Source organism: Geodermatophilus sp. DSM 44513 (assembly GCF_032460525.1).
In the GTDB taxonomy this organism is placed as follows: Bacteria; Actinomycetota; Actinomycetes; order Mycobacteriales; family Geodermatophilaceae; genus Geodermatophilus.
On sequence record NZ_CP135963.1, the window covers coordinates 1,251,101 to 1,273,015 of the forward strand.

The 21,915-nt window shown below is 75.2% G+C and carries 20 protein-coding genes; 16 read left to right on the forward strand and 4 right to left on the reverse strand.

Annotated features, from left to right (window positions below; all coding sequences use genetic code 11):
• Positions 1-84: 84 nt before the first annotated feature.
• Positions 85-1,305, forward strand: coding sequence for a hypothetical protein (locus RTG05_RS06145; RefSeq protein WP_315912378.1), 1,221 nt, complete (start codon positions 85-87; stop codon positions 1,303-1,305).
• Between the two features lie 45 nt (positions 1,306-1,350).
• A complete protein-coding gene (locus tag RTG05_RS06150) occupies positions 1,351-3,006 on the forward strand; it encodes a hypothetical protein (protein WP_166527904.1) in 1,656 nt (551 codons plus the stop codon).
• Between the two features lie 79 nt (positions 3,007-3,085).
• On the opposite strand, the gene RTG05_RS06155 is transcribed toward RTG05_RS06150, so the two are convergent.
• Entirely contained in the window at positions 3,086-3,679 is a 594-nt protein-coding gene (locus RTG05_RS06155) for an SACE_7040 family transcriptional regulator (RefSeq protein ID WP_166527905.1), read from the reverse strand.
• Positions 3,680-3,735: 56 nt separating this feature from the next.
• On the opposite strand from RTG05_RS06155, the gene RTG05_RS06160 reads away from it, so the two are divergent.
• Complete coding sequence (locus RTG05_RS06160; protein WP_166527906.1) at positions 3,736-5,340, forward strand: carboxyl transferase domain-containing protein; 1,605 nt, start codon at positions 3,736-3,738, stop codon at positions 5,338-5,340.
• Positions 5,341-5,377: 37 nt separating this feature from the next.
• Here the strand turns inward: RTG05_RS06160 and RTG05_RS06165 are convergent, their stop codons facing one another.
• Positions 5,378-5,902 carry a ferritin gene (locus RTG05_RS06165; protein WP_166527907.1) on the reverse strand — a complete coding sequence of 175 codons (525 nt, stop codon included), beginning with the start codon at positions 5,900-5,902 and terminating at the stop codon, positions 5,378-5,380.
• Between the two features lie 95 nt (positions 5,903-5,997).
• On the opposite strand from RTG05_RS06165, the gene RTG05_RS06170 reads away from it, so the two are divergent.
• Genes RTG05_RS06170 through RTG05_RS06180 form a run of 3 tightly spaced genes read left to right on the forward strand, consistent with a single transcriptional unit; the run spans position 5,998 to position 9,324 of the window.
• Entirely contained in the window at positions 5,998-6,150 is a 153-nt protein-coding gene (locus tag RTG05_RS06170) for a hypothetical protein (protein WP_166525606.1), read from the forward strand.
• Between the two features lie 34 nt (positions 6,151-6,184).
• Entirely contained in the window at positions 6,185-8,167 is a 1,983-nt protein-coding gene (locus tag RTG05_RS06175; protein WP_166527908.1) for an acetyl/propionyl/methylcrotonyl-CoA carboxylase subunit alpha, read from the forward strand.
• A 2-nt stretch (positions 8,168-8,169) separates the two neighbouring features.
• Positions 8,170-9,324: an acyl-CoA dehydrogenase family protein gene (locus RTG05_RS06180; protein ID WP_166527909.1), complete on the forward strand. Its 1,155-nt coding sequence runs from the start codon at positions 8,170-8,172 to the stop codon at positions 9,322-9,324.
• 11 nt (positions 9,325-9,335) lie between these two features.
• Here RTG05_RS06180 and RTG05_RS06185 read toward each other — a convergent pair whose 3' ends face one another.
• Together RTG05_RS06185 and RTG05_RS22325 are read right to left on the reverse strand one after the other, a co-directional pair.
• Positions 9,336-9,734, reverse strand: a complete 399-nt coding sequence (locus tag RTG05_RS06185; protein WP_166527910.1) for a type II toxin-antitoxin system VapC family toxin — start codon at positions 9,732-9,734, stop codon at positions 9,336-9,338.
• On the reverse strand, positions 9,731-9,994 hold the full coding sequence (locus RTG05_RS22325) for a FitA-like ribbon-helix-helix domain-containing protein (protein WP_396349625.1): 264 nt from the start codon (positions 9,992-9,994) through the stop codon (positions 9,731-9,733). Before RTG05_RS22325 ends, RTG05_RS06185 begins: the two co-directional genes overlap by 4 nt.
• Positions 9,995-10,056: 62 nt before the next feature.
• Here RTG05_RS22325 and RTG05_RS06195 point away from each other — a divergent pair, with 62 nt between their 5' ends.
• From RTG05_RS06195 to RTG05_RS06240, 10 genes are all read left to right on the forward strand, one after another.
• The gene (locus RTG05_RS06195; RefSeq protein WP_208104820.1) at positions 10,057-11,526 is read left to right on the forward strand and encodes a GntP family permease; all 1,470 of its coding nucleotides are present in this window, start codon (positions 10,057-10,059) and stop codon (positions 11,524-11,526) included.
• A 19-nt stretch (positions 11,527-11,545) separates the two neighbouring features.
• A complete protein-coding gene (locus tag RTG05_RS06200; protein WP_315912380.1) occupies positions 11,546-12,862 on the forward strand; it encodes a four-carbon acid sugar kinase family protein in 1,317 nt (438 codons plus the stop codon).
• A 33-nt stretch (positions 12,863-12,895) separates the two neighbouring features.
• On the forward strand, positions 12,896-13,933 hold the full coding sequence (gene pdxA / locus RTG05_RS06205) for a 4-hydroxythreonine-4-phosphate dehydrogenase PdxA (RefSeq protein WP_166527912.1): 1,038 nt from the start codon (positions 12,896-12,898) through the stop codon (positions 13,931-13,933).
• A 53-nt stretch (positions 13,934-13,986) separates the two neighbouring features.
• A complete protein-coding gene (locus RTG05_RS06210) occupies positions 13,987-14,733 on the forward strand; it encodes a DeoR/GlpR family DNA-binding transcription regulator (RefSeq protein ID WP_315912566.1) in 747 nt (248 codons plus the stop codon).
• A gap of 200 nt (positions 14,734-14,933) precedes the next feature.
• Positions 14,934-15,215: a type II toxin-antitoxin system Phd/YefM family antitoxin gene (locus RTG05_RS06215; RefSeq protein WP_166527913.1), complete on the forward strand. Its 282-nt coding sequence runs from the start codon at positions 14,934-14,936 to the stop codon at positions 15,213-15,215.
• Positions 15,212-15,604: a type II toxin-antitoxin system VapC family toxin gene (locus RTG05_RS06220; protein WP_166527914.1), complete on the forward strand. Its 393-nt coding sequence runs from the start codon at positions 15,212-15,214 to the stop codon at positions 15,602-15,604. Before RTG05_RS06215 ends, RTG05_RS06220 begins: the two co-directional genes overlap by 4 nt.
• 563 nt (positions 15,605-16,167) lie before the next feature.
• Positions 16,168-17,913, forward strand: a complete 1,746-nt coding sequence (locus RTG05_RS06225) for a DUF4331 domain-containing protein (protein ID WP_166527915.1) — start codon at positions 16,168-16,170, stop codon at positions 17,911-17,913.
• Between the two features lie 126 nt (positions 17,914-18,039).
• The gene (locus RTG05_RS06230; RefSeq protein WP_208104822.1) at positions 18,040-18,882 is read left to right on the forward strand and encodes a class F sortase; all 843 of its coding nucleotides are present in this window, start codon (positions 18,040-18,042) and stop codon (positions 18,880-18,882) included.
• Positions 18,883-18,884: 2 nt separating this feature from the next.
• Positions 18,885-20,192 carry a tetratricopeptide repeat protein gene (locus RTG05_RS06235; protein WP_315912381.1) on the forward strand — a complete coding sequence of 436 codons (1,308 nt, stop codon included), beginning with the start codon at positions 18,885-18,887 and terminating at the stop codon, positions 20,190-20,192.
• A complete protein-coding gene (locus RTG05_RS06240; RefSeq protein WP_208104823.1) occupies positions 20,189-21,901 on the forward strand; it encodes a hypothetical protein in 1,713 nt (570 codons plus the stop codon). The genes RTG05_RS06235 and RTG05_RS06240 overlap by 4 nt, the downstream gene beginning before the upstream one ends.
• Positions 21,902-21,915: the final 14 nt, after the last annotated feature.

A 21,915-nucleotide genomic window follows, 5' to 3' on the forward strand; every position in this document is an offset into this window, starting at 1 on the left:
TCCGGTGTCCCCGGGAGGCCCGGGATCGCACCGCCGGCGCGGCTACGCTGCGCCGCGCCCGTCCCCAGCCCAGGAGTCGCCCCCGTGCCGCACGCCGCCCCCGCCGTCGCCGGCCGACCGGTCCCGCCGGCCCCCGGGTCGGCGTCCGCCGCGCTGCGCTCCCCGGTGCGGACCCTCCGGTGGCTGTGGCCGGCCTACGTCACCCCGGGCCGCCCGGGCCGCCCCACCACCCAGCAGGAGCTGCGCTGGCTCTACGGGGCCTGGCTGGGCGCCTTCGCGCTCAAGGTGCTCGGCTCCTCGTGGGACGTCTCCTGGCACTTCCGCTGGCTGCGCGACGACCTGGCCCCGCCGCACCTGCTCAACTCCGCCGGCACCGTGGTCGTCGTCGCGCTGGTGCTGTTCTCCGGCCACACCGGCCACGGCGTCGACCGGCGGGCGCTGCGGCTGGTGCAGGCCGGCACCGCGGTGTTCCTCGTCGCCGTCCCGGTCGACCTGGTCAACCACCGCGTCAACGGGCTGGACATCACCAGCTGGAGCCCCAGCCACGCGCTGCTCTACCTCGGGACGGCGGTGATGCTGGCCGGGGTGCTGCGCGGCTGGTGGCTGTACGCGGCGCCCGGCCGGGTTCGCGACGCCGTCGCGCTGGGCCTGTGGCTGTTGTTCGTCGAGAACGTCCTCTTCCCGAACCAGCACCAGGAGTACGGCGTGCTGTCGCTGCGCGCCTACGAGGCCGGCGTGACGACGGCGGAGCCCCAGCTGCTGGACTTCGCCGTCGCCCAGGGGCAGAGCCCCACCTCCTTCATGCTGCCGGTGCCCGCCTGGGTGCACCCGGCCTGGCTGCTGTGCGCGGGGCTGCTCTCCCTGGTGGTCGCCCGGCGGGTCACCGGCCTGCGCTGGGCCGCGACCGCCCTGGCGGCGCTCTACCTGGCCTACCGCGCGGTCGTGTGGCTGGGCCTGGAGGCGGCGGGCTTCCCGCCGTCGGTGCTGCCGGTGGCGCTGTTGGCCGGGGCGGTCGCCGTCGACGTCGCCGTCACCCGCGGGCTGCCCGGCTGGCTGGCCGGCCCGCTGGTCACCGCCGCCACCTACCTCGCCGGTGCCCTGCTCGCCGCGGCCGGCGTCCTCCCGCCGTGGGACTGGCGGCCGGCCGCCGTGCTGCTCACCGGGACGGCGTTCACGCTGCTGTGGGTCGCGGTCGAGACGGTGGCCCGCAGCCGGTGGCTGGCGACCTGGCGGACCCCGCTGCAGGAGCCGGCGGTGGGCGGCGCGCCGACCCGGCCGGACGTCCGGGACCGGCCCGTCACGTGACGTAGCGTCACCGGCGCCACCCCCTGACCCGCCCCGGAGGACGACGTGCTGGCCCTCACCCCCCGGCCGCTGCAGACGGCGGGGGAGCGTGCGCTCTTCGCCGAACTGGCCCGCTGGGACACCGGCGGTGCGGTCCGCGGCGCGGTGCTCGCCTCGCTCCCCGTGGTCGACGGGCCGGTGGGCCGCCGGCTGGCCGACGCGGTGCTCTTCGTGCCGGAGGGGCTGGCGGTGGTCCGCGTCGCCGAGGTGCCCCGGCAGCGCGGCGTGGTCACCGCGCTGCCCGAGGGCTCCTGGACCATCGGCCCGGAGGCCGGCCGCCCCGGTGAGGTGCTGCAGCTGTCCGGCGGCGGGTCCACGCCGCTGGACGGGCTGATGCGCGCCGGCATGGACACCGCGCTGCGGCTGCGCCGCGCCGGCCTGGAACCCGGCCGGGTCGCGCGGCTCACCGTGCTGGTCGGGGACCTCGCCGGCCTGGTCCCGGCCGACGGCGACCTGGGCGAGGGCGACCAGGTCGCGCTGCTGGAGACCCGCTCGCTGCTGCTGGGCATCGCCCGCGCGAGCCGGTACGCCGGCGTCGCCAACCCCCGGCTGTGGACGACGGCCGACGTGCGTGCCGCGCTGGAGGCCCTCGAGCTCGACGGCCGGACGCCGACGACGCAGGAGCTCAACGGCGAGGGCTTCCCCTACTCGCCGTACGTGCTGCGCACCCCCGAGCTGCTCGCGCCCGCCGCGCTGGCGGTCGCCGTCGACCTCGCCGCCGCGGATCCCGTGCCCACGGGCCCCGCTCCCGCCGACCCCGTACCCGCCGACCCGGTCGCCGCGCGGGTGCCCGTGCCGGTGGCGCACGCCGCGGCACCGCCCTCCCCGCCGCCGGCTCCCGCCGGCCCGCACGGCACCCTCGTCGACCCCCTGGCCGGTGGGCGCGGGCACGACAGCGGCGGCCTCGGCGGGTTGTTCACCGAGGCCGCACCGGAGGCGCCGCGCACCCCGGAGCCGGCCGCCGTCCCGCGGTCGGCCGCACCGGTGGCCCGGCGCGACGGTGTCCCGCTGGTGGGCCCGCGCCACCGGGAGCGCCCGGCCGCACGGACGCTGGCGCTCGTCGCCGCGGTCGTGCTGCTCGTCGTCGTCCTCGGCGTCGGGCTCACCGCCCTGCTCGACGGCGACGGCGACGAGGCGACCGCCGCCCCGCCCTCCACCGCGGCACAGGCCGCCGCACCCGCCGGGCCGGAGCCGGGGGACAGCGAGACCGTCGACGGGCGCATCTTCGTCCTGCAGCGGGTGCAGACCGACCCGACCTGCGTCGGCCACTCCTACGGCGCGGTGGCCGGGTTCTTCGCCGCCACGGACTGCGCCGGCCTGGCCCGGGCGCTGTACGCCACCGACGTCGGCGGCCGGCCGGTCGTCGTCTCGGTGTCGGTGGCCGACATGGGCGACGCCGCGGGCGCGACGGCGCTGCGCGAGCTGGCCGACCGGGACGGCAGCGGCAACGTCAGCGACCTGCTGCGCGAGGGGGTCCGGTACCCGGGTGGGCCGGAGGGTCTGTCGGGTGCGCAGTACGCCAGCGCCGTCTCCGGCAGCGCCGTGACCATCGTGGAGACCGCCTGGGCCGGGCCGGGCTCCACCGGTTCGGCCGCCGACCTCGACGTCCTCGCCTCGACCGCGCTGGTCCTGCCCATGCCGGAACCCACGCCCACCGCCTGAAGGGTGACGGCCTTCCGCGCGCGGAAGTCCCCCTTCAGGTCGCTCGGGGGTGGCCTCTCGCGCGTGGGAGGCCACATCGCTAGGCGGTGGCGGCGGCCTCGGCCATCGCGGCCAGCAGGGCGGCCGTCGTCCGGCGCGGCAGCCGGCCGGCGCTGTGCGGCGTGGAGTTGACCAGCCCGAAGACGGCGTGCGCGCGGGCCCGGTTGGTGGCGGCGTCGGCCCCGGGGTGCACCCGGCCCAGCACCTCGACCCACACCTCGACGTAGCGGCGCTGCAGCCGGCGCACCTGGGCGGCGTCATCGGCGGGGAGCGAGCCGAGGTCCCGGTCGTGCACGGTGATCAGCGCCGGGTTGTCCAGCGCGAAGTCGACCTGGAAGGCGACCAGCGTGCGCAGCTGCGCCAGCGGGTCCTCGCCGGCGGCCGCCACCCGTGCGGTGCCACCCTCCAGCAGCCGCTCGCTGATCCGCAGCAGCATCTCGGCCAGCATCGCGTCCTTGCTCGTGAAGTGCCGGTAGATCGCCGGTCCGGTCACCCCCACCGCGGCGCCCACGTCGTCCACGCCGACCGCCCGCGCCCCGCGCTCGGCGAACAACTGCGCGGCCGCCCGCAGGATCTGCTCCCGCCGCGAGGGCCGCGCCGCGTCCGCGTGCAGCGCGGTGTTGGCGTCCGTCACGGCGCCGATGTTAACGCCCGTTGACCCGCCCTGTGAACCGTGGTTAACATCCGGGTGTGGACGCTCCCGTGCTGGCCGGCCGGCCGGTGACCGACGCCGCCCGCCACGCCGGGGCGCACGCCGCCCTCGTCGCCGACCTGGCCGACCAGCTGCGCCGGGTGGCCGACGGCGGCGGCGCGCGGGCCCGCGAGCGGCACGTCGCCCGGGGCAAACTGCTGCCGCGCGAGCGGGTCGACGCGCTGCTGGACCCGGGCAGCCCCTTCCTCGAGTTCTCCCCGCTGGCCGCGCACGGCATGTACGACGACGAGGCGCCGGCCGCCGGGATCATCACCGGCATCGGCCGCGTCTCCGGCCGCGAGGTCGTCGTCGTGGCCAACGACGCCACCGTCAAGGGCGGCACCTACTACCCGATGACGGTCAAGAAGCACCTGCGCGCCCAGGAGGTGGCGCTGCACAACCGGCTGCCGTGCGTCTACCTGGTCGACTCCGGCGGGGCGTTCCTGCCCCTGCAGGACGAGGTGTTCCCCGACCGCGAGCACTTCGGCCGGATCTTCTTCAACCAGGCCACGATGTCCAAGGCCGGCATCGCGCAGGTCGCCGCCGTCCTCGGCTCGTGCACCGCCGGCGGCGCCTACGTGCCGGCGATGAGCGACGAGTGCGTCATCGTCCGCGAGCAGGGCACGATCTTCCTCGGCGGCCCGCCGCTGGTGAAGGCGGCGACCGGCGAGGTGGTCACCGCCGAGGAGCTCGGCGGGGGAGACCTGCACAGCCGCACCAGCGGGGTCACCGACCACCTGGCCGAGGACGACGCGCACGCGTTGCAGCTGGTCCGCCAGATCGTCGGCACCCTCGGTCCGCGCGCGCCGCGGCCGTGGGACGTCGAGCCGGTCGAGGAGCCCCTGCACGACCCGGCGTCGGTGTACGAGGTGGTGCCGCCGGACCCGCGCACCCCCTACGACGTCCGCGAGGTGATCGCCCGGCTGGTCGACGGCAGCCGGTTCGCCGAGTTCAAGCCGCTCTACGGGCAGACCCTGGTCACCGGCTTCGCCCGGCTGCACGGCCACCCGGTCGGGATCGTGGCGAACAACGGCGTGCTGTTCGGCGAGTCCGCGCTCAAGGGCGCGCACTTCATCGAGCTGTGCGACCGGCGCGGCATCCCGCTGCTGTTCCTGCAGAACATCTCCGGGTTCATGGTCGGCCGCGACTACGAGGCCGGAGGCATCGCCAAGCACGGCGCCAAGATGGTCACCGCCGTCGCCTGCGCCCGGGTGCCCAAGCTGACCGTCGTCATCGGCGGCTCGTTCGGCGCCGGCAACTACTCGATGTGCGGCCGGGCGTACTCGCCGCGCTTCCTGTTCACCTGGCCCAACGCGCGCATCTCGGTGATGGGCGGGGAGCAGGCGGCCTCGGTGCTCGCCCAGGTGCGCCGCGACGGGCTGGAGGCCCGCGGCGAGCAGTGGCCGGCCGAGGACGAGGAGGCGTTCAAGGCGCCGATCCGCGACCGGTACGAGCACCAGGGCCACCCGTACTACGCCACCGCCCGGCTGTGGGACGACGGCGTCATCGACCCCGCGCAGACCCGTACGGTGCTCGGCCTGGCCCTGTCCGCCTGCGCCAACGCACCCCTGGAGGAGGTCGGCTATGGCGTCTTCCGCATGTGATCGCCTTTATCGCGATATCGGCGGTGGGAGGGACCGCTCAGGCGCCGGCGACCGGCGGGGCGGTGGGGTCGGCCGCCTCGGCGGTGACCTCGCGGAGCACATAGTCCTCGATCGTCTCCAGGTCGTGGGTGGAGCGCTTCACGATGGTCAGCAGGTCGCTCATCTTGCTGACCTCCTCGATCTGCTCCTTGATGAACCACTGCATGAACTGGTCGGAGGCGAAGTCGTTGGCCTGCCGGGCGACGCCGATCAGGGCGTTGATCTGCTCGGTGACCCGCTTCTCCTGCTCCAGGGCGAGGGCGACCGGGGCGACGACGTCGGTGAACTCGTTGACCGGGGCGGGGATGCCCGGGATGCGGACGGGCGCGTCGGAGTCCAGCAGGTACTGGACCATCATCATGGCGTGCTCGCGCTCCTCGAGCGCCTGGTCGAAGAACAGCTGCGCCGTCCGGGGCATGGTCAGCTCGTCGAAGTAGACGGCGCACGCCACGTACTGCTGGTGGGCGGCGAACTCGTGACCGATCTGCGCGTTGAGCAGCTCGACGAAGGCGGGGGCGGCCATGGGGTCTCCCGGGGTGAGGTGGCGTCGATGGCACGGTATCCGCTGACCGGCCGGTGCCCGTCGACCGGCGAGGCAGGCGAGGCTAACCTCGCCGGGTGGGGAAGCGCGGGCGGATGCCCAAGTCGGAGTGCTGCCAGGACAAGCCGCGCTGCAAGCGCTGCCCCCTGCGGGCCCTCGCCGAGGGGACGCTCCCGCCGGGCTACACGGTCAAGAAGCGCCGCCTGGTCAAGGTCGGTGGCAAGGCCTGACCCGTCGCGCGCCCCCGTCGGGGGGTGCTGAGCGATGTTCGACACCGTCCTGGTCGCCAACCGCGGCGAGATCGCCGTCCGCGTGGTCCGCACGCTGCGCGCGATGGGCATCCGCTCGGTCGCCGTGTACAGCGATCCGGACGCCGGCGCGCTGCACACCCGGGTCGCCGACGTCGCCGTCCCGATCGGCCCGGCGCCGGCCGTGGACAGCTACCTGTCCATCGAGCGGGTGCTCGACGCCGCCGTCCGCACGGGCGCGCAGGCGGTGCACCCCGGCTACGGCTTCCTGTCCGAGAACGTCGAGTTCGCCCGCGCGTGCGAGAAGGCCGGGATCGTCTTCATCGGCCCGCCGGTCGCCGCGATCGAGGCGATGGGCGACAAGATCCGCGCCAAGCAGACGGTCACCGCCGCCGGCGTCCCCGTCGTCCCCGGGCGCACCGAGCCGGGCATGGACGACGACGCGGTGGCCGCCGCCGCGGTCGAGGTCGGCTTCCCGGTGCTGCTCAAGCCCAGCGCCGGCGGCGGCGGCAAGGGCATGCGGGTGGTCCGCGCCGAGGCCGAGCTGCGCGACCAGATCGCCGGCGCCCGGCGGGAGGCCCGCGGCTCCTTCGGCGACGACACCCTGCTGGTGGAGCGCTACATCGGCTCCGCGCGGCACGTCGAGCTGCAGGTGCTCGGCGACGCGCACGGCACCGTGGTGCACCTCGGCGAGCGGGAGTGCAGCCTGCAGCGCCGCCACCAGAAGGTCATCGAGGAGGCGCCCTCGCCGCTGCTGTCCCCGGCCCGGCGGGCGCGGATGGGCGCCGCGGCCGTGGAGGCCGCCCGCGCGGTCGGCTACACCGGCGCCGGCACGGTCGAGTTCATCGTGGACGCCGAGCGGCCGGACGACTTCTTCTTCCTGGAGATGAACACCCGGCTGCAGGTCGAGCACCCGGTCACCGAGCTGGTCACCGGCCTGGACCTCGTCGAGCTCCAGGTGCGCGTCGCCGCCGGCGAGCCGCTGCCGTTCGGCCAGGACGACGTCGCGCTGACCGGGCACGCGATGGAGGCCCGCCTCTACGCCGAGGACCCGGCCCGCGGTTTCCTCCCGCAGACCGGCACGGTGCTGGGCCTGCGCGAGCCCGCGGGCACCGGCGTGCGCCTGGACAGCTCGCTGGCCGTCGGCTCGGTCGTCGGCACCGACTACGACCCGATGCTGGCCAAGGTGGTCGCGCACGGCCCGGACCGGGAGACCGCCCGCGCCCGGCTGCTCGCCGCGCTCGGGCACACCGCCGTCCTCGGGGTGCCGACCAACACCGCCTTCCTGCGCGCCCTGCTCGCCGACCCCGACGTGGTCGCCGGGCGCCTGGACACCGGCCTCATCGAGCGGCGCGGCGCGGCGCTGACCGCCGCGGAGCCGGTGCCGCCGGCCGTGTACGCGGCCGCCGCGCTGGCCGAGCTGGTCGAGGCCGAGCCGGCCGGGCCGGTGGTGGACCGCTGGGACGTGCCCGACGGCTGGCGGCTGGGCGAGCCCGCGTGGACGGTGCGCCGGCTGCAGGCGACCGGCGGGGACCCGGTGACCGTGCGGGTGCGCGGCCGGTCGTCGTCCGCGCAGGTGCAGGTGGGCGACGGCGACCCGCTGGCCGCGACCGCGCGCCGGGACGGCGAGGACCTGGTGGTGACCCTCGACGGGCTCACCTCCCGGTACGCCGTCGTGCACGCCGGCGGGCAGCTGTGGCTGGCCGGCGACGGGCGGGTGACCCACCTGCGCGAGCACGAGCGGCTGCACGCGGCCGAGGAGGGCGCGGCCGGCGACGGCGCGGTCACCGCGCCCATGCCCGGGACGGTGACGCTGGTGCAGGTCGCCGTCGGTGACCGGGTGCAGGCCGGCGCGCCGCTGCTGGTCGTCGAGGCGATGAAGATGGAGCACGTGCTGACCGCACCCCTGACCGGGACGGTCACCGAGCTGGGCGTGACGGCCGGCCACCAGGTCCGGCTCGACGAGCGGGTGGCCGTGGTGACGGCCGAGGAGGACTGAGCATGCTGGACTACCGGCTGGACGAGGAGACCGAGGCGCTGCGCAAGGTGGTGCGCGAGTTCTCCCAGGACGTGATCGCGCCGCAGATCGGGGCGTTCTACGAGGCCGACGAGTTCCCCACCGCGATCGTGCGGCAGATGGGCGAGCTCGGGCTGTTCGGGCTGCCGTTCCCCGAGGAGTACGGCGGCTCCGGGGGCACCTACTTCACCCTGTGCGTCGCGCTGGAGGAGCTGGCCCGCGTCGACTCCTCGGTGGCGATCACCCTGGAGGCCGGCGTCTCGCTGGGCGCCATGCCCGTCTTCCGCTTCGGCACCGAGGAGCAGAAGCAGCAGTGGCTGCCCCGGCTGTGCGCGGGGGAGGCGCTCGGCGCCTTCGGGCTCACCGAGCCCGGCGGTGGCTCCGACGCCGGGTCGACGCGGACCACCGCCCGGCTCGAGGACGGCCACTGGGTGGTCAACGGCTCCAAGGCGTTCATCACCAACGCCGGGACCGACATCACCGGGCTGGTCACCGTCACCGCCGTCACCGGCGAGCGGCCGGACGGCAAGAAGGAGATCTCGGCGATCATGGTGCCCTCGGGCACGCCGGGGTTCACCGTGGGCAAGAAGTACTCCAAGGTCGGCTGGAACGCCTCCGACACCCGCGAGCTGTTCTTCGACGACTGCCGGGTGCCCGCGGAGAACCTGCTGGGGGAGCGGGGCCGCGGCTTCGCGCAGTTCCTGTCCATCCTCGGCGAGGGCCGCATCGCCATCTCCGCGCTCGCCGTCGGGCTGGCGCAGGGCTGCGTGGACGAGTCGGTCAAGTACGCGGCGCTGCGCGAGGCGTTCGGCCAGCCGATCGGCCGCAACCAGGCCATCCAGTTCATGATCGCCGACATGGAGGTGCGCGCCTCCACCGCCCGGCTGGCCTACTACCGGGCCGCCGAGCGGATGCTGCGCGGCGAGCCCTACGGCCGGGAGGCCTCCATCGCCAAGCTGTACAGCTCGGAGATGGCGATGGAGAACGCCCGCTACGCCACTCAGGTGCACGGCGGCTACGGGTACATGAACGAGTCGGCGGTCGGCCGCTTCTACCGGGACGCGAAGATCCTGGAGATCGGCGAGGGCACCAGCGAGGTGCAGCGGATGCTCATCGCCCGCGACCTCGGCGTCGGCTGAGGTCTCCCGGGTCAGGACGCCGACAGCAGCCGGACGGGACAGCGGGCGCCGGGGGCCCGGGACAGGCGGGCGTCCGCCGTGACGACGGCCCCGCCCAGGGTCTCCGCCAGGGCGACGTAGCTGGCGTCGTGGGCGCTCATCGAGTCCCGCAGGTCGAGCACCCGCTCGAGGAGTGGTTCGTGGGCGTGCCGCGTGATCGCCAGGTCGGCGAGGTCACGGAGGGACGCGCGTGCACCGTCCGGACCCAGGTCGCCGGCCAGGACCCGTCGTCGGATCGCCGAGGTCACCTCGACGTCCACCAGGTGGGGGGCGTGGACGTCATCGGACAGCAGGGCGTTCCGCGCGACGTCACCGGCACGACCGTCCAGGAGCAGGGCACTGAGCACGACGGAGGCGTCCGCGACGATCACCGTTCGTCGCGGTCCGCCCGGATGCCTGCCACGACCTCGTCGGGTGACAGGGCGATCCGCCGGGAGGCCGACCTCGCGAAGACCTCCGCCATCGGCGGACGGGCCGCCACCCGCTCGAGCTCCTGCAGCACGTACTCCGACAAGGAGACCCCAGCGGCGTGAGCCCGCCGCCGGAGTTCGGCGTGCACGTCGTCCGGTACGTGCCGGACCGAGATGCGCGTACTGCGCAGTTGTGCCGAGAAAGTGCTTGATCTGAGCAAGTGTGTCCTGCACCATGTTCCTGGTGTCCTCCACCGGCGGGGGACGGCAGGGAGGTCTCCGGGTGGACGTGCAACTGCTCCTGGCCCTGGTGCTGGGCATCGCGACGATCGTCGTGCTGGTCCTGCGCACCCGGCTCGACGCCTTCGTGGCGCTGCTCATCGCGGCGCTGGTCACCGGCTTCGTCGCCGGGTCGCCGGTCGGGGAGACGATCACCTCGATCACGACCGGCTTCGGCAACACCCTGGCCTCGATCGGCATCGTGATCGGTCTCGGCGTGGCGATCGGGAAGGTGCTGGAGGTCTCCGGCGCGGCGGCCAGCCTCGCCCGGGTGTTCGTCCGGGCTCTGGGTCAGGGTCGTGAGCACTGGGCGATGGCCGGCACCGGCGCCGTCGTGTCGATCCCGGTGTTCTGCGACTCCGGCTACGTGATCATGAACCCGCTGGCGCGGTCGATCGCCCGGCGGATCAAGGGTCGCTACGTCACCCTGGCCCTGGCCCTGGGCTGCGGCATGACCCTGACCCACCACCTGGTGCCGCCGACCCCCGGCCCGCTCGGCGTCGCCGGCATCCTCGGTGCCGACCTCGGCGGGCTCATCCTCGCCGGCCTGGTGTTCAGCCTGCTGCTCCTGCCGATCGTCGTCCTCTACGCCGCCTGGATGGGCCCGAAGCTGGAGAGTGAGGTCAGCGAGCCGGTCCGGGCCGCGGTCTACGCCGGGACCGCCGCGACGGCGCCGGGCACGGGGTCCGGCGCCGGCACGGTGACCGCGGACGACGGCCCGCCGGCCGACGACCCGGCCGCTCAGCTCGGCACCCCACCCCCGGGCGCCGGCCCGCACCGGGTCGGCGCCGGCCTCGCCTCGCTGCCGCTGCTCGTGCCGTTGGCGCTGATCGTGCTCAACACGGTCACCACGGCGATCGACCGCAACGCCCAGGGCGCCCTCAGCCCGCAGGACGAGTACGCACCCTCCGGCATCGCCGCGACCATGGCCTTCATCGGCAACCCGGTGGTCGCCCTGGTCATCGGCATCGTCCTGGCCGTCTACCTGCTGCTGCCCCGCTGGACGCCGCGCAAGCAGGTGCACACCTGGCTGGCCGACGCCGCGGCGTCCGCGGGCCTGATCATCCTGATCACCGGGGCCGGTGGCGCCCTGGGCCAGGTGCTGCGCGACTCCGGCGTGGGCACCGCCCTGGCCGACGCCGTGGCCAGCATCTCGCTGCCCAGCGTGCTGGTGCCGTTCCTGGTCGCCTCGCTGGTGCGCCTCGCGCAGGGCTCCGGCACCGTGGCGATGATCACCGCCGCATCGGTCACCGCCCCGCTGGTCGGCGCGCTGGGCCTCTCGCCGCTGCTCGCTGCGCTGGCCTGCTGCGCCGGCTCGATGGTGTTCAGCTACTTCAACGACTCCTACTTCTGGGTCGTCACGCGGTTCACCGGCCTGGAGGGCACCGCGGCGCTGCGCGGCTGGTCGGGCATCACGACGGCGGTCTGGGCGGCGTCGCTGCCGCTGCTGCTCGTCGCCAGCCTCTTCCTCTGAGGCCGGACCGGTGGCAGCCGTGCTCGTCGTCGCGGACGACCTCACCGGGGCGAACGCCGCCGCGGCCGGCTTCGCCGCGGCAGGGCTGCGGTCGGCGACGGCGAGCGCGGTCGAGCGCGGGGACGTGGTCACCGAGATGGTGTCCCGCTTCGACGTCGTCGTCGCCACCACCGACAGCCGGCACGCCGACCCGGGCACCGCGCAGCGGCGCACCCGCGAGGTCGTCCGGGCCGGGTGGCCGGCCCGGCTGGTGTGCAACCGCATCGACACCACCCTGCGTGGCAACGTCGGCGCCACCACCGAGGCGCTGCTGCACGAGGTGGCCGAGCTGAGCGGCGCCCGCACCGTGGCGCTGTGCGCCCCGGCGCACCCCGGTGCCGGGCGGCACACCATCGGCGGCCACCAGCTGCTGGGTGGACGGCGGCTGGAGGAGACCGAGGTGGCCCGCGACGCGCGGACGCCGATGCGCACCTCCGACGTCGTCCAGATCGTGCGCCAGCAGGCCGCACTGTGCGCCCGGACGATCGACATGGCGGCGGTCACCGGGCCGCGTGCGGAGCTGGTGACCGCCGTCCGCACCGCCCTGGACGACGGCGCCGAGCTGCTGGTGGCCGACGCGACCACCGAGGAGCACCTCACCCGCATCGCCGAGGCCGCCGTCGCCGCGGCCGAGGGCGGCGACGTCGTCTGGGTCACCTCCGACCCCGGCCCGGCGTCGGTGGCGATGGCCCGGGCGATGGGCCTGGACCGGACGGTGCAGGGGTCGCCGCTGCTGGTCGTGTCCGGGTCGGCGACCGAGCTGACCCGTCGGCAGCTGCAGCGGCTGGCCACCGAGCGCGGCGCGCACCTGCACCGCGTGCCCACCCTCGACGGCGGGGCGGTCCCCGACGCCGACGCCACCACGGCGCTGCTCGACCGGCTGCTCAGCGCGGCGGGTCGGGACGACGTCGTCGTGCTGGCCACGGCGCTCGAGGACGGCGACGTGCACCGCATCGAGCCCGCCGACGCCGACCGCATCCCGCGGGAGCTGGCCCGGGCGGTGCGCCGCAACCTGGAGGCGCACGCCGTCGGGGGCCTGTTCACCACCGGGGGCGACGTCACCGCGGCCGTCCTGGCCGAGCTCGGCTCGCACGGGCTGGAGATCGCCGAGGAGGTCGTGCCGCTGGCGGTCGCCGGCAGCGTGGTCGGCGGCCCGTGGGACGGTCTGCAGGTCGTCACCAAGGGTGGTCTGGTGGGCGACGAGGGCACCACCGTCGCGTGCGTGGACCACCTGCGGCGCAGCGTCGAGGCCGGCCGCCGGCACGTGACGTCGGCGGAGTCCCGCACCCCGTACTGACCCCGACGACAGACGACGACCAAGGAGATCGACATGACCCGACACGTGCTCGCACTGACCCTCGGCGACCCGGCGGGCATCGGCCCGGAGATCACCGCCGCCACCCTGGCCCGCACCGCCGGCGCGGACGGCCACCACGGCGTGGCCGTCGGCGACCCGGCCGCGCTGCGCCGCGGCGTGCAGGCGATGGGCCTCGGTGTCGAGGTGCGCACCGTCGACGGCTTCGACACCGAACCGGCCGAGGGTGTCATCGACGTCGTCGACACCGGCGTCCTCGGCGAGGACGTCCCCGCGTGGGGGAAGGTCGACGCGCGCGCCGGCCGGGCCGCGATCGCCGCCATCGAGACGGCGACCCGGGCCGCGCTGGACGGCGAGGTCGCCGGCGTGGTCACCAGCCCGATCAACAAGGAGGCCATCTGGGCGGCCGGGTCGGCGCACCTGGGCCACACCGAGATGCTCGGCGAGCTCACCGGCGTCACCCAGCAGGACACCATGTTCGTCGTCCGCAACACCGCCCAGGAGGGTCACCACCTGCGGATCTTCTTCACCACGCGGCACGTCGCGCTGCGCACCGCGATCGAGCAGATCTCCCAGGAGCGGGTGGGCGAGTCGATCCGCCGGGCGCACACCGCGCTGCAGGTCTTCGGGCTGGAGAGCCCGCGGCTGGCCGTGGCCGCACTCAACCCGCACGGCGGGGAGAACGGCAACTTCGGCGACGAGGAGATCGTGCACATCGGCCCCGCGTGCGTGGCCGCCCGCGAGGAGGGGCTGGACGTGAGCGGCCCGGTCCCGGCCGACTCGGTGTTCCACCAGGGGCTGGTCGGCCGCTACGACGGGGTGCTGTCGCACTTCCACGACCAGGGGCACATCCCGGCGAAGACGTTCGACTTCGACGGCACCATCTCGGTGACCGTCGGCCTGCCGATCCTGCGCACCTCGGTCGACCACGGCACCGCCTTCGACATCGCCGGCACCGGGCAGGCCGGTCCGGGCACGATGCTGTCGGCCTACCTGGCCGCGGTCGACTACGCGCCGTTCGTCGACAACATCCGCAAGGCGTACGCACCCTGAGCGGCCCCCAGGACGCCGGGACGCGGCGGGCCACCCAGCAGCGGCACGACGCGCTGCTGGCCCTGCTGCGTGCCGGCGTCGACGGGGTCGAGCCGCTGGCCGAGCAGGTCGGCGTCTCGCCCTCCACCGTGCGCCGCGACCTCGCCCGGCTGGAGCGGGAGGGCCGCATCGCGCGCACCTACGGCGGCGCGCTCGTGCGCGACGAGGTGTTCCACGAGCGGCCGTTCGGCGAGAGCGCGCAGCTCGACGCGGAGGCCAAGGCGGCGATCGCCGCGGTGGCGGCCGACCTGGTGCCCGCGGAGGGCACGGTGTTCTTGGACGCCGGGACGACGTGCCTGGCGCTGGCCCGCCTGCTGGTCACCGCCGGGCCGCTGACGGTCGTGACGCGGGGCCTGGAGTCGGCGCTGCTGCTGTCCCGGGCGGCCGGCGTGCGGGTGATCGTCGTCGGCGGGCAGGTGCAGCCGCTCAGCCACGGGGTCGTGGGCCCGCTCGCCTCGGTGGCGCTGGACCGGCTCGCGTTCGACGTGGCCTTCCTCGGTGCCGACACGGTCGACCCCGAACGCGGGCTGGGGGAGCCCACTCTGGAGGAGACGCACGTGAAGGAGGTCGCCGCCCGTCAGGCCCGGCGGGTCGTCCTGCTCGCGGACGCCACCAAGCTGCAGGCGGCCAACGCACCCGCCTGGGCCCGGATCGAGCCCGGCTGGACGCTGGTCACCGACCCGGGCGCGCCGGAGCCGGTGGTCGCGGCCTTCGCGGCCACCGGGGTCACCGTGCTCCTCGCCGGCGGCTCCGGAGGCTGACCTCCGTCGACCGGTGCGACACCTGGTGTTCGTCGACCCCGTCGATCGAACAGGTGGACGTCGACCAGGCCGCCACCGAGATCGTCCGAAGAGCAGTCCCCCCGACCAACGCCCACCGCGTCCCGCAGTGACGTATGTCACCCATGGCGTAGCACGAAAGAGCATCAGTGCTACGCTGTGGCCAGCGCGAGGAGGGCTCGATGGAGACGATCAGCCACCGTGAGATGCGGAACAACTCAGCCGAGGTGCTGCGGCGGGTGGAAGCGGGGGAGACCCTCCTGGTCACCAACCACGGCCGGCCGGTGGCGCTCCTGTCCCCGGCCCCTGCCCCGGGGGTGCCGCGCGAGCGGTACGACGAGCTGCTGCAAGCCGGGGAGGTCATCCCGGCCCACCGCCGGGGTTGGCGCCAGTTGCCGCCGCCTCGTGACCTCCCCGGACCGTCGACCGAGGACCTGTTGTCGGAGTGGCACGGTGATCGGTGAGGGCGTACGCGGACACGTCCGCCCTCGCCAAGCTGCTCAAGGACGAGGACGGTAGCGCGGCGCTGCAGCGGTGGCTGGTGGCCGAGGAGCCAGAGCTGGTGTCGTCGGTGTTGGTCCGGACCGAGTTGCACCGGGTCGGGCTGGCGTACGGGGTCCCCAGGCCGGACGTGGCGGCCCTGCTGCGCGAGGTGGACCTGCTCCGGCTGACCGATGCGGTGCTGGAGCAGGCCGAGCGCGTCCCGGCGGCGCCCGGCCGCACCCTGGGCGCGCTCGATGCCATCCACCTCGCCTCGGCGCAGCGGGTCGGGCTCACGACCATGGTCGTCTACGACCAGCAACTGGCGGACGCTGCCGTGCACCACGGCGTCACCGTGGTGGCCCCGCGGTGAGAACGGCGCTCGCCCCGGTCTGACTCGTCGAACCGTGCCCGGCCGGCTGTGGGACGAGCGGCTGCCGGCCTCCGTGCGCCGGGTCGTCGCCGCCTGCGCCGGAGGTGACCAGCAGCGTCCGCAGACGTGCGTCCACGTCCCGCGGCGTCCTGGCCACGCGTCGGTCGACCGGAGCGTCGGCGCCGCCCTCACCTCGCCGTGTCCGGTACGCGTGCTGCCCGACGGACGTGTGGTGCACGAGTGACGGGAATGGTCGGGAGTGGCCGGCGACCATTGTTGCCGGCGCCACGCGCGGCCATTTCCCGTAGTACCTGACAAGCTGCTGACCAGCGGTTCAGCAACACCGAGCGCGGCTCCAGAACGGCCGGAAAGGAGATCTGCGACACGGCCCGAGCGGCGCTCGCGAATGATCGTCCGCCTTTAGCTTGTGCACGTCGCAGCGTGCAACGGGGCTCCATCTGTCCTCCCGGCCGGCAGCTCGACCGCACGGCGGTCCCACCGGCCGCCGGCGATCCGCGTGGTTGACGACCGCCCACCGTCGGGCGGCGAGGAGAGGACGTCCGATGACCGAGCACGACCAGGACCACAAGCGGGGCATCCGTGCCGCCGCGCTGCTGTCGGCGGGGGGTGTGCTGGCCGGCTCCGCCGTCGTCGGCCTCCTGCCGAGCGTGGCGCAGGCGTCCAGCCACCGCGAGGCGCCGCTCATCGCGGCCGAGCCCGCGCTGGACAACACCGACGTCTACGCCTTCACCAGCCCCGAGGACGCGAACACGGTCACCCTGATCGCGAACTGGGCGCCGTTCTCCGAGCCCAACGGCGGCCCGAACTTCTACCCGTGGGCCACCGGCGTCGCCCACGACATCAACATCGACAACGACGGCGACGCGGTGGCCGACGTGGTCTACCGCTGGGAGTTCAGCACCCAGGACGCCCGCGGCACCGGCACGTTCCTCTACAACAACGGCCCGGTCACCTCCCTCGGTGACGCCAACCTGCTGTTCCGCCAGACCTACGACCTGACGGTCAGCGTCGGCGGCGCGCCGTTCGCGCCGGTGCTCGACGACGCCCCGGTGGCGCCGTCGTTCACCGGCCCGAAGGGCATGCCGGACTACGCGGCCCTGCGCACCGAGGCCATCAAGCCGCTGCCCGGTGGCGGCAAGTCCCTGGCCGCGCAGGCCGACGACCCGTTCTTCCTGGACCTGCGGGTCTTCGACCTGCTCTACGGCGCCGACCTGTCCGAGACCGGCCAGGACACCCTCGCGGGCTACAACGTCAACACCCTCGCCCTGCAGGTGCCCAAGAACGCGCTGGCCATCGCCGGTGACGCCGCCAACAACCCGGTGGTCGGCATCTGGAGCACCACCTCGCGGCCGTCGATGACCACCCGCAACGCCGACGGCAGCGTGACCAGCTCGGGCAGCCTGCAGCAGGTCTCCCGGCTGGGCGCACCGCTGGTCAACGAGGTCGTCGTCCCGACCGGCCTCAAGGACGCCTTCAACGCCATCTCGCCGGACCAGGACGCCGCCGCCGCCGGCGGGGCCGTCGTGGACCGGGTGCTCAACCCCGAGGTGCCCGCGCTGATCGAGGCGATCTACGGCATCAAGGCGCCGGCCACCCCGCGCTACGACATCTTCGAGGTGTTCCTGACCGGCGTGGTCACCAATGCCGAGTTCGACGTGGACGGCAACCCGTCGACGCCGAACCCGATCGAGGCCGACCTCAACTCCCAGGTGCTCAACGCCGCCGCCGTCCCGGCGGACTTCCAGCCCTCGGAGATGCTGCGGCTGAACATGTCCGTCCCGGTCACGGCGTCGCCGAACCGGCTGGGCGTGGTCGGTGGGGACCTGCAGGGGTTCCCAAACGGCCGTCGCCTTGGTGACGACGTGCTCGACATCTCGCTGCTGGCGCTGGAGGGCGTCTACGACGTCAACAACATCCCCGCCGACCGGGCCGCGGCCGGCGTGGCCGCCCTGGCCGGTGGCGACGGCGTGAACCAGAACGGCCCCGGCTTCGGCAACTCCTTCCCCTACATCGGCCTGCCCAACACCACCGCCGTCAACGGTGGCTCCCCGGTCGGCGACGGCAACCCCCAGCCGGTGCCCCCGGCGGCGGGGCCCGCCAGCACCGGCACGGCCGGCGTGAACGGCTACCCGGTGGGCGGCGTGGAGACCGGTGAGGGTGGTCTGGACGAGGCCCTCATCCCGGCCCTGAGCGGCTCGGCCGCCCTCGTGCTCATCGGCGCGGGCGCCGGCTCGCTCATCCGCGGACGCCTGCAGCGCCGCACGGTCACCTCCACCCCGGAGGTCTGACCCCCTCGGCCGTGGGGTGCGGGACCCCGGTCCCGCACCCCACGGCCACCCCTCACGGACGAACCCTCCCCGCCGTCCGCCCTCGAGACCGAGGGCGGACGGGAGGCAGCAGACCGAAGGAGCCTCGTGGCCGGTACCACCCCGCACACCCCGTCCCCCCACGACCCCGACCACGGCGACCGGACCGCCGCCCCGCCCGACCTCGTCGACGACCTCGACGACATGACGGACGACGATCGGGACGACGACACGGTGGACGACGACCGGGACCGGCCGCGCCGGCGCCTGCCCAGCTGGCTCCTGCCGGCCGTGGCCGCCCTCGCGGTGGGCCTGCTGATCGGCTCGTTCCTGTTCGGCGGCTCCGGAGCCCCGACCGCCGGCCCGGCCGCCGTCCCCACCGACGGCTCCGGCCGGCCGGTCCCGCACCTGGTCACGTCGCTGACCCGCTCCGAGCCGGTGCAGATCGACATCCCGGCCATCGGGGTCAGCTCCTCGCTGGTCGACCTCGGCCTCAACCCCGACGGCACCCTCGAGGTGCCGGTCACCTACGCCAAGGCCGGCTGGTTCACCGGGGGCAACCACCCCGGCGACCCGCAGGGCCCGCCCGCGCTGATCGCCGGCCACGTGGACGACCACACCGGCCCCGCCGTCTTCTTCCGCCTCGACGAGCTGGGCAGCGGTGACGAGGTGCACGTCACCCGCGCCGACAACACCGTCGCGGTCTTCACCGTCACCCAGAGCCGGCAGTACCCCAAGAACGCGTTCCCGGCCCAGGAGGTCTACGCACCGGTCGGCTCCTCGGAGGTGGTGCTCATCACCTGCACCGGCGCGTTCGACGAGTCGGCGCGCTCCTACGAGGACAACCTCGTCGTGCGCGCCACGCTGGACATGGAGCGGTCGCTGCAGGCGAGCGACGAGCGGCTGGCCTCCGGCCAGCCCGCCCCCGCCGGCGACCTGCCGAACGTCTGACCGTGCGCAGGCGCACCGCGGTGAGCGCGGTACTGACCGGCGGTCTGCTGCTGGCCGTGTCGGCCACCAGCCTCGCCACGCTGACCGAGGCCCCCCCGGCCGCGGTCCAGCAGACCGTGGCCACCGCCCCGGTCGACCCGCTGGCCGCCGCCGTCGCCGCCGCCCAGCAGCGGCTGGCCCGGGTACCCGGGGACCACGCGACCTGGGCGCAGCTGGGACAGGCCTACGTCGAGCAGGCGCGGGTGACCGCCGACCCGTCGCTGTACGACAAGGCCGACGGCGCGCTGCGGGAGTCGCTGCGGCTGCGCCCCGACGGCAACGACACCGCGCTGGCCGGGCAGGGCGCGCTGGCCAACGCCCGGCACGACTTCGCCGCCGCCGCCGACCTGGCCGGGCAGGCGGTGGCCATCGACCCCTACGACGCCACGGCGTGGGGCGTGCTCACCGACGCACGGACCCAGCTCGGCGACCACGACGGGGCCACCGAGGCGCTGGCGCGGATGCTCGAGCTGCAGCCCGGCACGGCCTCCTTCACCCGGGCGTCCTACGACGCGGAGCTGCGCGGCGACCTGGTCAACGCGCGCGGCGCGCTGGAGCAGGCCCTCGAGCTGGCGCCGGACCCCGCCGCGCAGGCCTGGTGCCGCACCCAGCTGGGCGCGCTGGCCTTCTCCACCGGGGACCTGGACGAGGCCGGGCGGCAGGTCGCCGCCGGTCTGGCCGCCGCCCCCGACGAGCCGGAGCTGCTGCTCGCGCAGGCCCGGGTGCTCGCCGCCCGCGGGGAGGTCGACGCGGCGGTGGCCGGCTTCCGGGCAGTCGCCGACGCCCGGCCGCTGCCCGAGCACCTCGTCGAGTTCGGGGAGTACCTGGAGTCCCTGGGCCGCGACGACGAGGCGTCCGCCCAGTACGCCCTGGTGGAGACCGTGCGCCGGCTGTTCGCCGCCGGCGGGGTCTCCGACGACCTGTCCACCGCGCTGTTCGCCGCCGACCACGGCGACCCGCAGGCGGCGGTGGCGGCCGCCGAGGCGGAGTTCACGCGTCGGCAGAACACCGACGCCCACGACGCGCTGGCCTGGGCGCTGCACAGCGCCGGCCGCGACGGCGAGGCCCTCGCCCACGCCCAGGCGGCCACCGCCCTCGGGGGCGCCAACGCCTCCTTCCTGTACCACCGGGGCGCCGTCGAGGCCGCGCTCGGCCGGACCGACCAGGCCCGGGACACCCTGACCGCGGCCCTGGACGCCAACCCGCACTTCTCCCCGCTGCACGCCCCGCGCGCGCGGCAGCTGCTGGACTCCCTCGGCGGCCCCCGGTGACCCCCACCCGGGCCGCTCGGACGCTGGCCGTGACCCTGGCGGCCGGTGCGCTGTGGGCGGCCGTGCCGGCGGGGGTGGCGCAGGCGCACCCACTGGGCAACTTCACCGTCAACCACTCCACCGCTGTCGCGCTGTTCCCCGACCACGTCGAGGTGACCGCGGTCGTCGACCGGGCGGAGATCCCCGCCGCCCAGGCCCTGGCGACGATCGCGCCGGACGGCTCCCCGGACGCCGGGCAGCTGGCCGCCGCGGCCGGCGCCGAGTGCGCCGAGGTCGCCGACGCGGCGGCGCTGACCGTCGACGGCGTCGCGGTGCCGTGGCAGGTCACCGGCACCGCGATGGAGGTGGTCCCCGGCGCCGCCGGCCTGCCCACCCTGCGGCTCACCTGCGACCTGCGCGGGGACGCCGACCTGTCCGCACCCGCCGAGCTGACCGTCGACAACGACCACCTGGCCGACCGGGTCGGCTGGCGGGAGATGACCGCGGACGGCGACGGCGTGGCGCTGCTGGACTCCCCGGTGCCGGTCGACAGCGTCACCGACGGGCTGCGCGCCTACCCCGACGACCTGCTGGCCTCCCCGCTGGACGTCCGGTCGTTCTCGGTGGCCACCACCCCGGGGGACGGCACCGGCGCGGGCGCCTCGGTCACCGCCGGCTCCGGTGACCCGTTCGGCTCGGCCATGGCCGCGCTGGACCGGCGCCTGGAGGACCTCGTCGGCGACCGCGAGCTCACCCCGCTGGTCGGTGCCCTGGCCGTCGCGCTGGCCGTCCTGCTCGGCTGCGGCCACGCCCTGCTGCCCGGACACGGCAAGACGGTCATGGCGGCCTACCTGGCCGGCCGCTCGGGGCGCAGCCGGGACGCGATCACCGTCGGCGCGACGGTCACCGCGACGCACACCGTCGGCGTGCTGGTCCTCGGGCTGGCGGTGTCGCTGTCCAGCTCGCTCGCCGGGGACCAGGTGATCCGCTGGCTCGGGGTGGTCAGCGGCCTGATCGTGGCCGGCATCGGCGTGGACATGCTCCGCCGGGCGCTGCCCCGCTGGCGGGCCGGGGCGGCCACGACGGTCCCGGCCGTCCAGGTGGTGCCCGAGCCCGCGCTGGCCGCGGCCGTGAGCGGTCGGGGGCACGTGCACGCCCACCCGCACGAGGCGCCGCACACCCACGGCGGGCACGACCACGGGCACGGGCACGACCACGGGCACGACGACCACACCCATGACCACACGCACAGCCACACCCACGACCACGGCCACCACCACCACGGCGACCACCACCACGGCGACCACACGCACGACCACGACCACGGGCACCGGCACGGCGGCTGGTGGTCGGGTGGGCACTCGCACGGCCCGGGCGGGCACACCCACGGGCCCGGCACGGGCCGCGGCGGCCTGATCGGCATGGGCATCGCCGGTGGCCTGGTGCCCAGCCCGTCGGCCCTCGTCGTGCTGATCGCCTCGGTCGGCCTCGGGCGCACCCTCTTCGGCGTCGTCCTGGTGCTGGCCTACGGCCTGGGCATGGCCGGCACCCTCACCGCCGTCGGCCTGCTGCTCGTCCGGTTCCGCAGCGGCCTGGTGGGCCGGCTGTCCGACCTGGGCCGGACCCGGCTGCTGGCCCGGATCGCGTTGGTGGCCCCCGTGCTGACCGCCGGCCTGGTCCTGGCGGTGGGGGTGGCGCTGGCCGTGCGGGGTGTCCTCCTCGGCGCCTGACCGGCGCCTGCGGG

Excerpts from the sequence above, each read along its gene's own strand:
- RTG05_RS06175 (WP_166527908.1), top strand. The coding sequence starts at position 6,185 with ATGTTCGACACCGTCCTGGTCGCCAACCGCGGCGAGATCGCCGTCCGC.
- RTG05_RS06225 (WP_166527915.1), top strand. The coding sequence starts at position 16,168 with ATGACCGAGCACGACCAGGACCACAAGCGGGGCATCCGTGCCGCCGCG.
- RTG05_RS06165 (WP_166527907.1), bottom strand. The coding sequence starts at position 5,902 with ATGGCCGCCCCCGCCTTCGTCGAGCTGCTCAACGCGCAGATCGGTCAC.
- RTG05_RS06215 (WP_166527913.1), top strand. The coding sequence starts at position 14,934 with ATGGAGACGATCAGCCACCGTGAGATGCGGAACAACTCAGCCGAGGTG.
- pdxA (WP_166527912.1), top strand. The coding sequence starts at position 12,896 with ATGACCCGACACGTGCTCGCACTGACCCTCGGCGACCCGGCGGGCATC.
- RTG05_RS06180 (WP_166527909.1), top strand. The coding sequence starts at position 8,170 with ATGCTGGACTACCGGCTGGACGAGGAGACCGAGGCGCTGCGCAAGGTG.